We start from the raw sequence: 15,125 nt of genomic DNA on the forward strand, positions 1-15,125 counted from the left end.
TTCATCTTGGCAACACCTACTCCGGGGGTCCGGGGGCAGCGCCCCCGGGGCCAGACAAATGCCCAACGGGATCATGCGCAAAAGCGATACCTTTCGCAGCCGCCCCCCCCGTGCCACAGTGACCAGAACCCCGGAGGATACCATGAGCCTTGATGCGCCCAAACTGAAAGCCAAAGACGCGCCTGATCTGGGCCGTTTCGATTGGGAAGATCCGTTCCGGCTGAACGATCAGCTGACCGAAGAAGAACGGATGCTGCGCGACGCCGCCCGCACCTACGCGCAAGAAAAGCTGCAACCTCGCGTGATTGCTGCTTACCGCGAAGAATCCACCGACCCTGCGATCTTTGCCGAAATGGGCGAGATGGGCCTGTTGGGTGTGACCATCCCCGAGGAATACGGCGGTCTGGGCTCGTCTTATGTCGCCTACGGCCTCGTCGCGCGCGAGGTGGAGCGGGTGGACAGCGGCTATCGCAGCATGATGAGCGTGCAGTCTTCGCTCGTGATGTATCCGATCTACGCGTACGGCACCGAGGCACAGCGGCAGAAATATCTGCCGAAACTGGCGTCCGGCGCTTGGATCGGCTGCTTTGGCCTGACCGAACCGGATGCAGGCTCCGACCCCGCAGGTATGAAAACGGTCGCGAAGAAAACCGCCAATGGCTATGTGCTGAACGGCGCCAAGATGTGGATTTCCAACGCACCGATTGCCGATGTCTTTGTGGTCTGGGCCAAGTCCGAGGCGCATGGCGGCAAGATCAAGGGTTTTGTGCTCGATAAGGGCACCAAGGGCCTGTCCGCCCCCAAGATCGGCGGCAAACTCAGCTTGCGCGCCAGCATCACCGGCGAAATCGTGCTGAAGGATGTTGAGGTCGGCGAAGACGCGCTTTTGCCGAATGTCGAAGGGCTCAAAGGCCCGTTCGGCTGTCTGAACCGTGCGCGCTATGGCATTGCCTGGGGCGTGATGGGGGCTGCTGATTTCTGTCTGCACGCCGCGCGCCAATACGGGCTGGACCGCAAGCAATTCGGCAAGCCCTTGGCGCAGACGCAGCTTTATCAGCTGAAACTGGCCAATATGATGACCGACATTAGCCTTGGCCTGCAAGGCTGCCTTCAGGTGGGCCGCCTGCTGGATCAGGCCAATGCAGCGCCAGAGATGATCTCGATCATCAAACGCAACAATTGCGGCAAGGCGCTGGATGCGGCACGTCTGGCGCGTGACATGCATGGCGGCAACGGCATTCAGGAAGATTACCAGATCATGCGCCACATGGTGAACCTTGAAACGGTGAACACCTATGAAGGCACGCATGATGTGCATGCGCTGATCCTTGGTCGTGCGATCACCGGATTGCAGGCGTTTTTCTAAGGCCGGGGCCAACGCCGGCGACAAGGACAGACCATGGACCGCGCAGATATCGTTCACGACAACTTCCTGCGACGGGTGGCCGCGGGCGATCTGCCGCCGGGCGCGGCCCCCTCAGGACCGCTTGGCGCCGATCAGGCGCGCATGGCGTTTCGCGCGGCTTGCCTTAGCCGCGCGCTCGACCGTCAGGCGCGGGTGATGCAGCGTGCGGGTCAGGGGTTTTACACCATCGGATCATCCGGGCATGAGGGCATGGCGGCGGTGGCGCTTGCGTTGCGCGCAGGCGACATGGCGCTGCTGCACTACCGCGACGCCGCCTTTCAGATCGCCCGCGCGCTGAGTGTGCCGGGGCAAGACCCGGTCTGGGACATGCTTTTGTCCTTTGCCGCCTCTGCCGAAGATCCTATTTCCGGCGGGCGTCACAAGGTGTTGGGGTCGCGCGCGCTGATGATCCCGCCACAAACCTCGACCATTGCCAGCCATCTGCCAAAGGCGGTGGGAGCGGCCTATTCGCTGGGGCTGATGCGCAAACACCGCCCCGTCCACGCCATCATGGACCCTGACTCGGTGGTGATGTGCAGCTTTGGCGATGCCTCGCTGAACCATTCCACGGCGCAAGGTGCCCTGAACGCCGCCGGATGGGCCGCGTGGCAAGGCGCACCCATGCCGCTGTTGTTTGTTTGCGAAGACAACGGCATCGGCATTTCAACCAAATCCCCGCCCGGCTGGGTCGAGGCGGTTTTGCGCGCCCGCCCCGGCCTTGCGTATCACTCCGCCGATGGTCTGGATATTTACGACACCTTTGCCGCCACCAAGGCGGCGGTTGATGACATCCGCCGCACCAAAAAGCCTGCCATCCTGCACTTGCGCACCGTGCGGCTGTATGGCCATGCCGGGGCTGATGTGCCGACCACCTACCTGCCCCGCACCGAGGTCGAAGAGGATGAGGCCAACGATCCGCTGCTACATGCGGTCCGTCTGTTGCAGGACGCAGGCGTGATGACCGCGACACAAGCGCTGGAGCATTACACTGCCTACACCGATGAGGTGGCAACCCGCGCCGCCGAGGCCGTCAAACAGCCCCGCCTGCAAACCGCACAGCAGGTGATGGCCAGCATTGTGCCGCCGCCCCGTCCGGCGACGCCGCGCAATGGCCCCGCACCCGAGACCCGGTCCGAGGTCTTTGGCACCGATATGAAGGCCATGGCCGACCCCCAGCCGATGAGCCGCCTCATCAACTGGGCGCTGACCGACCTGATGCTGGACCGCCCCGAAACCGTGCTGATGGGCGAAGATGTGGGCCGCAAGGGCGGAGTTTATGGCGTCACGCAAAAGCTGCACGCCCGCTTTGGCCCAAACCGGGTGATTGACACCCTGCTGGATGAGCAATCCATCCTTGGCCTTGCCATCGGACTTGGGCAAAACGGCTTTTTGCCTATCCCAGAGATCCAGTTTCTGGCCTATCTGCACAATGCCGAAGACCAGATCAGGGGCGAGGCCGCGACGCTGCCGTTTTTCTCGAACGGGCAGTTCAGCAACCCGATGGTGTTGCGCATTGCGGGGCTAGGCTATCAGAAGGGCTTCGGCGGACATTTCCACAATGATAACTCGCTGGCCGTTTTGCGCGACATTCCGGGCCTGATCGTCGCCTGCCCCTCGCGCGGGGACGAGGCTGTGCTGATGCTGCGTGAATGCGCGCGCCTTGCTGCCGAAGAGCAGCGCGTCGTGGTCTTTGTTGAACCCATCGCGCTTTACCCGGCGCGCGATTTGCACAAGCCTTCCGATGGGCTGTGGATGGCGCACTATCCCGCCCCTGACCAGCGTCTGAGCTATGGTCAGGTCGGTGTGGATGGCGACAGCACGGACCTTGCCATTGTGACCTATGGCAATGGGGTGATGCTGTCGCACCAGGCGCGATCGCTGCTGCAAGCCTCTGGCCACACATGTAAAATCATTGATCTGCGGTGGCTTGCCCCCCTGCCGGAAGCCGCGTTGCTTGATGCCCTGAAGGGAGCCCGGCGCGTGTTGGTGGTGGATGAATGCCGTCGGTCGGGGAACCTGTCCGAAGCGGTGATGACCCTGCTTGCGGGCCACCCTGCATTGGCCCGTGTGGCAGCCGAAGACAGCTTTATCGCGACCGGGCCTGCCTATGCCGCCACACTTCCCTCGGCGGCGCAGATCGCTGCGGCGTCTTTGAAGATGCTGACCGAAGGAAATCCGTAGAAGTTTCTATGTTAGGGGAAGTTTAGGAGGCAAGGCTGCACTCTGCCCGCAAAGGTGGCTTGCCCGAATCCGTGGCAAGCGTCTTCACCAAGCGGAGTGCGCGCATGAAACGGACCAGCCTGACCCTTCTTCTTCCTGCAGTTTTTGTGCTGTCGATGCTTTTGCTTCTGGCAACTTACGCGGCCTTTATGCTGACCGACATGCGCAAAGCCCTCATTTCGCAAGCCGTCATCAACATGGAGGCGGCAACAGCACGCGCCAGCCAGCGGGTAGACAGGTGGTTTGACAGCACGGCGCAAACCCTGACCACGGTTGCAGACAGCAAACATGCGCGTGACAGCATCAAGCAACTTTCGGCCATCCTGCGCGCCGCCGGGCCAGAGGGGCCTGCCTTTTTGAAAGCCACCTATGTCGATCCCAACACCGCGCGCGGCATGGCGCGCGACATGTTCGACTATTCCGGCGACCGCAGCGCCTATGGCCTGACGCATGGCAAAGTGCATGAACACTATCGCGCGCTGCGCCGCACGCATCAGTTCTACGATGTGTTCCTGTTCGATGCCGAAGGAACTCTGGTCTATACCGTGACCAAAGAGGCTGATCTTGGCCAGAACGCGATAGGCGGTGACCTGTCCCGCACGTCGCTTGGCTCGGCGTTCCGGCGTGCCATGGCAGCGGAAACAGGCACCGTCCTTTTTGATGATTTTGCTCCCTACAGCTACTCCAACGGCGCATTGGCCAGCTTTATGGCGACGCCGGTTTTAGATGACAGCGGGCGCAATATCGGCGTTGTCGCAATACAGCTTCCGTCCTTGCTTCTTGCAGATCTGGTCAACGATGATGGCCAGACCAAGCAAGACTATAGCTTCACCCTGCTGGGGTCTGGTGGCTATTTCTGGAAAAAAGCCGGCCAAACCAGCATCGAGGGTCAGTCGGACGTTGCCACACCGCAAGTACAGGCCGCAAAACGCGGTGAGGTTGGGGTGCAGCAAGATGCAGTTAACGGCGAAGGCACCCCCGTTCTGGCCACTTTCAGACCTGTGTCTGCCTTCAATGCCGGATGGGCCGTTCTTGCCGAAGTGACTGTGGCAGAGGTCGAAGCCCCTGTCAGGCAATCCCAGTTCCGAACCCTTGTTGCTTTGCTCCTGATCGTCGTCGCAGTTCTTGGTGTTGGTCTTGCCATAAGCCGCTGGATCGCCAAACCCCTTGCCCAGTTGACCCTAGCCACTACGGCGATGATCGAACGCCAACCCACCTCGGTCGGCTTTCAGACCCGCCGTGACGAGGTGGGCGAGCTTGCGCGCGGGTTAGAGCGGTTTCGCACCGACATGGCGCAGGCAGATACACTCCGGGTTGAGATGCTGTTCAAGGGCAAGGCTTTTGCCACTACCAGCACCGCGATGATGATTTCCGATGCAAAGGGCACGCTCCTCTACGTCAACAGCGCGCTCATTTCATTGTTTCATACCCATCTGGCCGACCTGCAGACGCGATTTCCGGGGCTGGATCCCGACAATCTTATTGGCCGCAACATATCCGTGTTCCACGCCAATCATAGCAGCAATATGGCCATGCTTTCCGACCCCAAAAATGGCAAAATGGAAACTGACATCAAGATCGGCGATCAGGTGTTTGCCCTGTCGATCAGCGCAGTAGAAGGGGACGACGGAGCGCGGCAGGGCTTTGTGGTTGTCTGGGAAGACGTGCGTGAGCAGCGGCGTAGCAATGCCGTCATAGCTGCCGTCAGCTCGGCTCAGGCCATTCTGGAAATCGGGCTGGACGGGCGCATTCTGACCATGAACGATATGGCCCTGCAGGTGTATCAGTATGACCGCCCAGCCATCATCGGGCAGCATGTAGGACAATTGTTCAAGGCGGGCAAAGCCCATGCCGAAGACGTGCTGTCGCGCGTGGTGGACCAGGGCCATCTGAGCGAGCTTCATCATCGCGTGGCCCGTGATGGCAGTGATCGTTTCGTCATCTGCAACTTGAATGTAATCTTCGATCGTCAGGGCCAAGCTCAACGTGTGGTTGCCATCTGCACCGACCAGACCGCAGAAACCGCGTTCCGCACCGTAACCGAAACCTCGATGAAGGAACGTGCGGCCGAACAGCAGCACGTGGTTGAATCGCTGCGCGATGCGCTTGGCGCACTTGCCGATGGAGATCTGTCCACGCGGATTGAAACCACATTCCCGTCTGAATACGAAAGCCTGCGGTTGAATTGCAATCAAGCCGCGCAAAGCCTGTCTGACACCCTGTCCCGCGTGGCCGAGGTCGCAGGATCCATCCTTGGCGGCGCCGATATCATCGCCACTGCCGCCGCCGACCTGTCGCGCCGCACCGAAAGTCAGGCCGCCACGCTGGAGCAAACCGCCGCAGCCCTCGACACCTTGACTTCAAACGTGCGCTCGGCGACCGAAGGCACGTTGAAAGCCGGCGGCAAGGTCAAATCCGCCCATGGCGAGGCGCGCAACAACGGGGCCGTGGTGCAACAGGCGATTGATGCAATGACGGCTATCGAGCAATCCTCACATCAGATTTCAAAAATCATCTCCGTGATCGACGACATTGCCTTCCAGACCAATCTTCTGGCCCTGAATGCGGGGGTCGAGGCGGCAAGGGCCGGCGATGCAGGCCGAGGCTTTGCAGTGGTAGCCGCAGAAGTCCGGGCTTTGGCACAACGCTCCTCCGAGGCCGCAAAAGAGATCAAAACCCTGATCTCAACCTCTGAAACGCAGGTGGGGACCGGCGCCGGGCTGGTCAGCCAAAGCGGGCGCGCGGTTGAGGCGATTGTGACCGACGTGGCAGAAATCAGCGTGATCGTGCAGAATATCTCGCAAGCCGCACAAGACCAATCGAACAGCCTTGCAGAAATCAACGCAGGTGTTGCAGTCCTCGACAAGGTCACCCAGCAAAATGCCGTCATGGTAGAAGAGTCGACCGCGGCCAGCGTCTTGTTGAAACAAGAGGCTGATGAGCTGGCGGCCTTGTTGTCCGGCTTCAACCTGATCGGCGACGCCCCACGCCGCGGATCGTCCCATGCGGCCTGATACGTCGGAACCATCGGAAAAACCCATCAACAGCCAGGGCGCTGCGCGACGCAGCATCGTCATCGGCGCCTCAACCGGTGGGGTGGAGGCGCTGTACACGGTGCTGTCCCGCTTCCCCGAGGATTGCCCCCCAACATTCGTGGTGCAGCACATGCGACCGGGCTATGTCGAAAGCTTCGTCGCAGGGCTGAACAAGGCCTGTTCAGCCAATGTTGTTCTAGCACAGGATCGGCAAGTACCACGGGCAGGCTGCATCTATGTGGCCCCGGCGGGTGCGTCACATATGAATCTGACAGCGCATCCGGTTCTGACAATGCGGCTCATCGACGGCCCGGCGGTGCATGGGCATCGGCCGGCCGTCGAGCCGCTGTTTCTGTCCGCCGCCCGCTTGCGCCCTCCCCCGGTTGCAGCCTTGCTGACCGGGATGGGGCGCGACGGGGCCGAGGGGCTTTTGGCAATCCGCCGGGCTGGCGGCCACACCATCGCGCAGGACGAAGCCAGTTCGGTGGTCTATGGCATGCCGGGTTCTGCGCGTGAACTTAACGCGGCCGATCAGATACTGCCGCTTTCCTTCATTGCAGCTGCCCTGCTGCGAATGGCGACTCAGCCTTCCACCAACGGGTCAGGCAGGTGAATGGATGATGCACTCCGGTGAACGTCTGAAAATTGTGATCCAAGGTGAATTTCTTGTCTCGTCTGATCCGCAGGATGTGCTGTCCACCATTCTTGGGTCTTGCGTGGCGGCCTTTATGCGCGACCCTGTGGCTGGTGTGGGCGGCTTGAACCACTTTCTTTTGCCCGGGAATGATCCGAGCGATCGCAACGCCATGAAATACGGACTAAATGCGATGGAACTGCTGATCAACAACCTGATCCGCGCAGGTGCGCGACGTGAACGACTTGAAGCCAAGTTGTTTGGCGGCGGTCGCATGGTCCCCGGACTGACCGATATTGGTATGGCCAACGGACAGTTTGCCGAAGACTTCCTGCGCCGCGAGGGTATTAGCTATTTGGGTGGCAGCCTAGGCGGAGATCACGGGCGCAAAATCCGGGTTTGGCCAGTTTCGGGCCAGGTTCAGCAAATGAAGCTTCCCGCGGCAGAGGTCAGAGAAATCGTAGTGAAACCACCGCAGCGGGCTGAGATTGTGTTGTTCTGATGGGCGTAACGAAAGCGCAAACGCCACCGTCGATCAAAAGATCACGGTTTCCGATGCCGCTTCTTTTGCAACCTGACCGCGCAAGGCGCAGCTCAGGCTTTGCAGGCGTGGCAGATCAACAAGCGCGTCGACATGGCTATCGGGGACATCAGGCAGACGGGACGCCGCCCCAATCAGAATATCCGAAAGCCCTGCAAGTTCCTGGATCAGCAAATCCAGCGACTGCAGTCGTGGCCGGCGAAGGGCGTCACTGCCCTGCGGTGCTGCGTCCCCCTGCCACGCGACACCCATCATCATTCGTTCAAGATCACGCAGATTTTGTGCAATCTTTGCAATGTGCTCTCCACTGCGCCTGATCGTCAACTGACAACTCAGCGCAGGCGACACCTCGGCGCACCGAAGGTTTTGGCAGGTCATGTCCGCCATCAGATCGGACCCACCACACGCTCAATACAGTCGCGCATCCCTTCGCGGGTAAAAGGCTTGGTGATCATGTTGTTCATGCCCAGCGCACGCCCTTTGGCAACCACCGTCGCATCTGCCCTACCGGTCACCAGAATGAACCCGACCCGTTCAATCCCGCGCGTGCGGCGAACGCCCTCCAAAAGTCCCAAACCATCGAGTCCCGGCATGTGATAGTCTGAAATCACCAGATGAACCGGCTTTTGGACCAAAGATCGCATTGCTTCTTCCCCATCGGCGCAGGTGCGGTACCCCTCTATCTGCATCCAGTCCAGCGCTTGGGTGATCAATCCGCGGCTTACCGCCGTGTCGTCCACCACCATGATTTTAAGCTCTTCTCGTTTCATTCCAGCCCCCTTGCGCTGTCTGTTCCTTGCCGCGTTTCAGCGGCGTCGATATGCTGTCATGCCATCCGCAGAAAACTCGGCCAGGCTGGGCCCGGTGACACGCTCTGAATGGCCGATCATCAAATACCCACCAGGGGCCAGAGCTTCGGCAAAGCGCAACCACAGGCGTTCTTGCGTCGGTTTGTCGAAGTAGATCACAACGTTTCGACAGAAAATCACATCAAACGGCCCCCTGAATGGCCATTTATCTTGCAGATTCAGATGATTGCATTGAACAAGTTTTCTGACATTATCGCTGACCTGCAAGGCATCTTCGGCCTTTGGATTGACAAAAAGCCGGCGTGACACCTCTGGGGCAAGCCCTGATGCCGCTTCTGGCGCATAGGTTGCGCGACGAGTCTTCTCGATCACCGTCCTGTCGATATCCGTCGCCAAAATGCGGAGATCATGACGATGTACGTCTGGACAAAGCCCAAGCACGGTCGCCGCAAGGCTAAAGGGTTCTTCCCCGCTGGAACATCCGGCCGACCACAGCCGGACGCGCCCGCCAGACTGGGCTTTGGCCAGCAACGGCGGCAGAACGGTCGAGGTCAGCATGTCAAAATGGTGCTGCTCCCGGAAAAAGGAGGTGACATTGGTTGTGACCGCTGAAATCAGCTCAAGCCGCTCGGCCTCACTTCCCGAGGCGGAAATGTAATCTGCGTAGGCCGCGAAATCGCGCAAGTTCAGCGCCCGCAAGCGCTTTATCAGGCGCGAATGCACCAAGGGGCGCTTTGCCTCGGCCAGAACGATCCCGGCAAGACCGTGGACAAGCTGGGCAATGCGGGAAAAGTCCTTGTCGCTCAGTTGAAGGTCTGCCTCTGATGCCGTTGAACCGCTTGCCATTTCAGGCCGCCGCTTCATCTGCCTGTGGCAACAACTGGCCAACATCCAGAAGCCGGATCAACCGACTGTCCTGCACCACGACTCCACGCAGCATGTTGCGTGTGGTTTCTGATGCGAGATCGGGCGTTGGCTGAACTCCGCTGGCGGGGACGCTTAAAATATCAGTCACTGCTTCGACCAGCAAACCTACAGTCCGGTTCTGGATGGCGGCGACAATAATCACATTGCGGTCGGTATCTTCTATCGGTTCCAACCCCAGCCGTTTGGCGAGGTCAAGAATGGGCACCACCGCCCCGCGCAGGTTGATCACACCCTGTACAAAAGCGGGGGCGTGCGGCAGCAGGGCCGGGCGGCTCCAGCCGCGGATTTCGCGCACCGACAGGATGTCGATGCAAAAATCCTGACCTGCGGTGCGAAAGGCAACCAATTCGCGAATGTCTGGATCAGAGGCATAACCGGGCGAGCGCATGGCTTTTACTCCGCTGCAAGGGATATATGAGGGCGGGCCGGGAGTGACCCAGCGGCGGCCAGATCGGTTGGGTCGAGGATCAGGGCAACAGAGCCATCGCCCAGCACGGTCGCAGCCGCAATGCCGGGGATCTGGCCGTAATTCGCCTCCAGCCCCTTGATCACCACCTGTCGCTGATCCCGGATGCCATCGACCATCAGTGCGATGGCGCCATCGTCCCCACGCTCAACCACGACCACAATCTCGCCCTCGCCCGGTTTAAGACTGCGTCGAAAGCCCAGCGCGGTTCCCACGTCAATCAGGGGCAGGCAGCGCCCGCGCACATCAAGAACAGAATCCTTCAATCCCAGATTATGACGCATCGCGGCTTCGGGGCGCAGCGTTTCGATGATATGCGAAACGGGCAGAACCAGCGTTTGGCCCGCCGCCTCAAACACCATGCCATCCAGCACGGCGAGCGTCAGCGGCAGGCTGATCGTCAAAGTAGTGCCCTGCCCGCGCACAGAGGCAATACCGACACGGCCACCCAGACCGGCAATCTCGGATCGCACCACATCCATGCCGACTCCGCGACCGGACAGGGCAGACACCTCTGTCGCGGTGGAAAAGCCGGGCAGAAACAGCAGCGCATCAATCTCTTGCGGGCTGAGTTCTGCCGTCGCAGAGACAAGCCCCTTTTCCACCGCGATCTGGCGCACCTTGTCACGGTCAATTCCAGCGCCGTCATCCTGCACCGTAATGACAATCCGGCCCGAGCGATGCGCGGCCGACAGTTTGACCACCCCTTCGGTCGGCTTGCCAAGCTCATCCCGGCGACCGGCTTTTTCCAGACCATGGTCAATCGAGTTCCGGATCATATGGGTCAGGGGATCGGCCAGCCGTTCAATGATGGTCTTGTCCACCTCGGTCGCTTCGCCTTCGGTCACCAGCCGCGCGGATTTCCCTGCCGCCATTGAGGCTTCGCGAACAATCCGGTGCATTCTGTCAAACAAAGGTTTAACGGGCTGGGCGCGAATTGCCATCACCGATTCCTGGATCTGGCGCGACAATTGGCGCAGCTGGTCAAGGCTGCGGTCTACATCCACCGATCCAAATCCCGGCGATTGTTCGATCGCTTCGGTCAGCATCGCCTGATGGATTACGAGTTCCCCAAGAATGTCGACCAGACGGTCGACCCGGTCAATATCAACGCGGATGGTCGGTCGAGGCGTGGTGGTGGCCCCTTGGGTCAATGGGGACGGCGCAGGCGTCGCCGCTGAGGCAGAGTTTTGCGGCTTTGCTCCCTGCGCAGGGTCTTGTGATCTGGCCTCGGGCAACAACGATGGCGGCGCAAAAAGGTCAGGCGCAGCCACAGGCTCTGCGAATGGTGCCAGGCCAGGATCGGCCGAAGCCTCTCCCGTAAGGGTCAGATCGCAACAGCCATCGATAAAATCAAAGACAGCCATAACATCACGATCCGATCGTTCGGTCTGCAACGTGACGACCCATCCCAGATAGGATTGTCCGGGATCGAACACCCCCGGCTCCGGCAATGCACTCTGATCAAGGCTGATCTCTGCCTCATCGATGCCGCACAGATCACGCAGCAAAAGCGCCGGATCGTGGCCAGAGGCAAAGGCCCCCGCATGCGGGCGAAAACTTACGCTCACCTTACGCGCACCAAAAACCAATGGAACTGCCGCAAGATCCATCCCGAAAGGACCATCCAAAGCAAGCGGCTCAAAGACAAAGGCTTCTTCTTCCTTTGCCCCACCCTCACCGCCCGACAGAGCCTCCAGCGCAAGGATCACGCGCTCATCAAGCTCAGAATCCGTGCTGCCGCCCTGACGGGAAGCCGAAATCATATCGGCCAGATGATCACTGGCATGTAGCAATGCCCCCAGCAGGGCGGCTTCGGGCAACAGGCGCCCGGAGCGCAGCGAATCCAGCACGGTTTCAAACCGGTGTGCAAAGCCGACAAGCGCCTTTAGATCAAACGCCCCGGCACCACCCTTGATCGAGTGAACAGCGCGGAAAACCGCATTGACCGTATCCGCCTCTTGCGTGCCGGTCTGAATGGCGCGCAAGCCCTCTTCCAGCGCGGACAGCAATTCATCTGCCTCGACAAAGAAGATATCCTTCAGATCAACTGCGCCTGCCATATTACCCTCACACAGCCGCGACGCGGCGGATGGTTGAAACCAAAGACTGTTCGTCAAAGGGCTTTGTGATCCAGCCAGTCGCGCCAGAGGAACGGGCGCGTTCTTTCAAGGTTGCGGCACTTTCTGTAGTCAGCACCAGAATGGGCACGCGGGGCGACACATCCCCCTTGCGCACAGCGTCTATCAGCCCGAACCCGTCCATTTTGGGCATGTTCAGATCGGTCAGGATCAGATCGGGCGCTACATCGGGCAACTGCTGCAATGCATCAATGCCGTCCTCTGCCAGCACAACATCAAACCCTGCTTCGGTCAGGGTTTGCCGCAGCATTTCGCGCATGGTGAGGGAATCATCAACGGCGAGGATACGCAGGCTCATTCCCCGTCCTCCCCGATCAGCGCAAGCGCCCCCATAATGCGCAAACACTCACAACATTCAGGTGAGGCGGCGATGAGCGAAACCACCCCGCCATCCCGCTTCGCGCGCCGCTGTGCCATCAACAGCACCTGAACCGCAGCCGCGCTCAGATGCCGGACGGCGCTGCCATCAATCGCAATCTCGGGTCTGGCCCCGGCAGCATCAAACCTGCTTTCAAGATCATACCAAAGGGCCTGCGCCGAATCCGGCGTAACCCTTGCAACAAGTTCGAGTGTGCGCATCGTTCCGTAACCCTCCAAGCATCCGTAACCACAGGGTTAGCTCTGAAAGGCTGAAGGAACTGTTTAGCCACGCCACAAAACGAAGGGCATTTTAATCACATCGCTTACGTTTACAGTGACCAGGGCAGGGTCTTATGCCGCCGCCGCACCGTATCCGCCCGCCCCGGCAAGGACAGTTGCGTATCATTCCGGGCCTTTTGGGCAACGATCCGCCCCTTTGACACCACCGCCAGCCGGTCGGGCCGCAGCCGCAGCGCCTCTACCGGATCGCCCGCATCCAGCACCACAAGCGAGGCCACCGCCCCCGGTCGCAGGCCATAACCAGCCAGCCCCATGATCGTTGCATTCTCTTGCGTCACCATATGAAAACAGCGCGCCATCTCATCCGGGTGGGTCATCTGCGCGACATGCAGCCCCATGAACGCCACATCCAGCATGTCAGCGGTGCCAAGGCTATACCAGGGATCCAGCACGCAGTCCTGCCCCCAGCCAACCGTCACCCCCGCCGCCTGCAACTCTTTCACCCGTGTCAGGCCGCGCCGTTTGGGGTAGCTATCATGCCGCCCCTGAAGGGTGATGTTGATCAAGGGGTTGGGAATCGCCGTCATACCCGATTCCGCGATCAGCGGGATGAGCTTTGACACATAATAATTGTCCATCGAATGCATGCTGGACAGATGCGACCCTGCCGCCCGCGCGCCAAGCCCGTGCCGGGTCACCTCACGCGCCAACGTCTCGACATGGCGGCTTTGCGGATCGTCAGTCTCGTCGCAATGCACGTCCCACATCAAGCCGCGCTCGGCGGCGATCCGCCCCAGATCGCGCAGAGACTCGGCGCCCTCCTCCATCGTGCGCTCAAAATGCGGGATGCCACCGACAACATCCACCCCCATATCCAGCGCACGCAGCAGGTTCTGCCGCCCGGTCGCGCTGCGGTAAAACCCATCTTGTGGAAAGGCCACCAGTTGCAGGTCAAGATAGGGGGCTACAGCGCGCTTGACCTCCAGCATCGCCTCCACTCCGCGCAGATGGTCGGGCGTGGTGTCCACATGGGTGCGTATTGCCAACAGCCCCATGCTGACGGCCCAGTCGCAATAGCGCAGCGCGCGGGCCACCATGTCTTCCACCGTGGCAACCGCGCGCAATTCCCCCCACAGGCCGATCCCCTCCAGCAGCGTGCCAGAGGCATTCACCCGTGGCAGCCCGTAAGACAGCACGGCATCCATATGGAAATGCGGGTCCACAAAGGGTGGGCTGACCAGATCGCCGGTGGCGTCAATCACACGGCCCGCCTCGGCGTCAATCCGGCCCACCTCGATGATGCGGTCCCCCCGGATACCAATATCCGCCACCCGGCCATCCGGCAGCGTGCCGCCCCTGACGATCAGATCAAACATCACCGTTCTCCCTTGGTGTATGGCACCATCAACGCTGCTGGCACCGTGGCGCGGCGTGACATCACCACCAGCGCAAGTATGGAAAAGACATAGGGTAGCATCAAAAACAGCTGATACGGCACCACCGCGCCTACAGGCGTTTGCTGCAACCGGATCTGCAAGGCATCAAACCCCGCAAACAAAAGCGCGCCCAGCACCGCCTTGCCCGGACGCCACGCGCCAAACACCACCAGCGCAATGCAGATCCAGCCGCGCCCGTTGACCATCTCGAAGAAAAACGACGAAAACGCGGATAGCGTCAGAAAACTGCCCCCCACCGCCATCAGCCCCGATCCCACCATCACCGCCCCGATGCGCAGCCCGGTCACCGACACCCCCTGCGCCTCCACCGCCGCTGGATTTTCACCCACTGCGCGCAAGGCCAGCCCCAAAGGCGTGCGATACAGCACAAAGGCCACCAGCCCGGCACAGGCAAAGGCGGCATAGGTCAGCGGCGTCTGCGCAAACAGCGCCGGGCCAAGCACTGGAATCTTCGACAGCAGCGGCACTTCCCAAACCTGAAACGGCACGATCTTGGGCGGGCTGGTCACCTGCGGCAAGGCCAGCCGGTAAGAAAAATACGCAGTCGCAGTGGCCAGCATCGTCACGCCCAGCCCCACCACATGCTGGCTCAGCCCGAATGGCACCACCAGCACCCCATGCAACAAGCCAAACAGCGCCCCCGCCGCAAAGGCCACCGCCACCCCGCCCCAGAGCGGCAGGCCCAGATACACCGCCATCCAGCCGGCGAAGGCCCCGATCACCATGATCCCCTCGATCCCAAGGTTCAGAACCCCGGCACGTTCACAGATCAGCTCGCCCATGGTGGCAAAGATCAGCGGCGACGCGATCCGCAACACCGCCGCCCAGAAACTGGCCGAGATCAGAATCTCAATCACACCGCCACCCTGCACCACCTTCATCGTTTGCTG

14 protein-coding genes are annotated in these 15,125 nt (G+C 60.6%); 5 read left to right on the forward strand and 9 right to left on the reverse strand.

The features are described from left to right. Positions 1–142 precede the first annotated feature (142 nt). The 5 genes from Q8K08_RS00600 to Q8K08_RS00620 all read left to right on the forward strand — a co-directional run bounded on the left by Q8K08_RS00600 (position 143) and on the right by Q8K08_RS00620 (position 7,796). Positions 143–1,366, forward strand: coding sequence for an acyl-CoA dehydrogenase (locus Q8K08_RS00600; protein WP_304802233.1), 1,224 nt, complete (start codon positions 143–145; stop codon positions 1,364–1,366). Positions 1,367–1,399: 33 nt separating this feature from the next. Beyond that, on the forward strand, positions 1,400–3,586 hold the full coding sequence (locus tag Q8K08_RS00605) for a thiamine pyrophosphate-dependent enzyme (RefSeq protein ID WP_305248857.1): 2,187 nt from the start codon (positions 1,400–1,402) through the stop codon (positions 3,584–3,586). Between the two features lie 104 nt (positions 3,587–3,690). Further along, positions 3,691–6,639 carry a methyl-accepting chemotaxis protein gene (locus Q8K08_RS00610; RefSeq protein ID WP_305248858.1) on the forward strand — a complete coding sequence of 983 codons (2,949 nt, stop codon included), beginning with the start codon at positions 3,691–3,693 and terminating at the stop codon, positions 6,637–6,639. Then, a complete protein-coding gene (locus tag Q8K08_RS00615; RefSeq protein ID WP_305248859.1) occupies positions 6,629–7,273 on the forward strand; it encodes a CheB methylesterase domain-containing protein in 645 nt (214 codons plus the stop codon). The genes Q8K08_RS00610 and Q8K08_RS00615 overlap by 11 nt, the downstream gene beginning before the upstream one ends. Before the next feature lie 4 nt (positions 7,274–7,277). After that, positions 7,278–7,796, forward strand: a complete 519-nt coding sequence (locus tag Q8K08_RS00620) for a chemotaxis protein CheD (RefSeq protein WP_304797520.1) — start codon at positions 7,278–7,280, stop codon at positions 7,794–7,796. A 33-nt stretch (positions 7,797–7,829) separates the two neighbouring features. Here the strand turns inward: Q8K08_RS00620 and Q8K08_RS00625 are convergent, their stop codons facing one another. The 9 genes from Q8K08_RS00625 to Q8K08_RS00665 all read right to left on the reverse strand — a co-directional run bounded on the left by Q8K08_RS00625 (position 7,830) and on the right by Q8K08_RS00665 (position 15,116). Beyond that, positions 7,830–8,093 (reverse strand): hypothetical protein, encoded by a 264-nt coding sequence (locus Q8K08_RS00625; protein WP_305248860.1) that lies wholly within the window; start codon positions 8,091–8,093, stop codon positions 7,830–7,832. 128 nt (positions 8,094–8,221) lie between these two features. Further along, positions 8,222–8,605 (reverse strand): response regulator, encoded by a 384-nt coding sequence (locus Q8K08_RS00630; RefSeq protein WP_305248861.1) that lies wholly within the window; start codon positions 8,603–8,605, stop codon positions 8,222–8,224. A 36-nt stretch (positions 8,606–8,641) separates the two neighbouring features. Beyond that, complete coding sequence (locus Q8K08_RS00635) at positions 8,642–9,490, reverse strand: protein-glutamate O-methyltransferase CheR (protein WP_305248862.1); 849 nt, start codon at positions 9,488–9,490, stop codon at positions 8,642–8,644. Position 9,491: 1 nt separating this feature from the next. Then, complete coding sequence (locus Q8K08_RS00640; RefSeq protein ID WP_304797526.1) at positions 9,492–9,959, reverse strand: chemotaxis protein CheW; 468 nt, start codon at positions 9,957–9,959, stop codon at positions 9,492–9,494. Positions 9,960–9,964: 5 nt separating this feature from the next. Then, on the reverse strand, positions 9,965–12,100 hold the full coding sequence (locus tag Q8K08_RS00645; protein ID WP_305248863.1) for a chemotaxis protein CheA: 2,136 nt from the start codon (positions 12,098–12,100) through the stop codon (positions 9,965–9,967). A gap of 7 nt (positions 12,101–12,107) precedes the next feature. Beyond that, positions 12,108–12,476, reverse strand: a complete 369-nt coding sequence (locus tag Q8K08_RS00650; RefSeq protein WP_304798168.1) for a response regulator — start codon at positions 12,474–12,476, stop codon at positions 12,108–12,110. Continuing rightward, positions 12,473–12,757, reverse strand: coding sequence for an STAS domain-containing protein (locus Q8K08_RS00655; RefSeq protein WP_304798165.1), 285 nt, complete (start codon positions 12,755–12,757; stop codon positions 12,473–12,475). The genes Q8K08_RS00650 and Q8K08_RS00655 overlap by 4 nt, the downstream gene beginning before the upstream one ends. A gap of 110 nt (positions 12,758–12,867) precedes the next feature. Further along, positions 12,868–14,154 carry an amidohydrolase family protein gene (locus Q8K08_RS00660; protein ID WP_304798163.1) on the reverse strand — a complete coding sequence of 429 codons (1,287 nt, stop codon included), beginning with the start codon at positions 14,152–14,154 and terminating at the stop codon, positions 12,868–12,870. Then, positions 14,154–15,116 carry an ABC transporter permease gene (locus Q8K08_RS00665; protein ID WP_304798172.1) on the reverse strand — a complete coding sequence of 321 codons (963 nt, stop codon included), beginning with the start codon at positions 15,114–15,116 and terminating at the stop codon, positions 14,154–14,156. Before Q8K08_RS00665 ends, Q8K08_RS00660 begins: the two co-directional genes overlap by 1 nt. Positions 15,117–15,125: the final 9 nt, after the last annotated feature.

This window comes from Pseudotabrizicola sp. (assembly GCF_030684215.1).
In the GTDB taxonomy this organism is placed as follows: domain Bacteria; phylum Pseudomonadota; class Alphaproteobacteria; order Rhodobacterales; family Rhodobacteraceae; genus Pseudotabrizicola.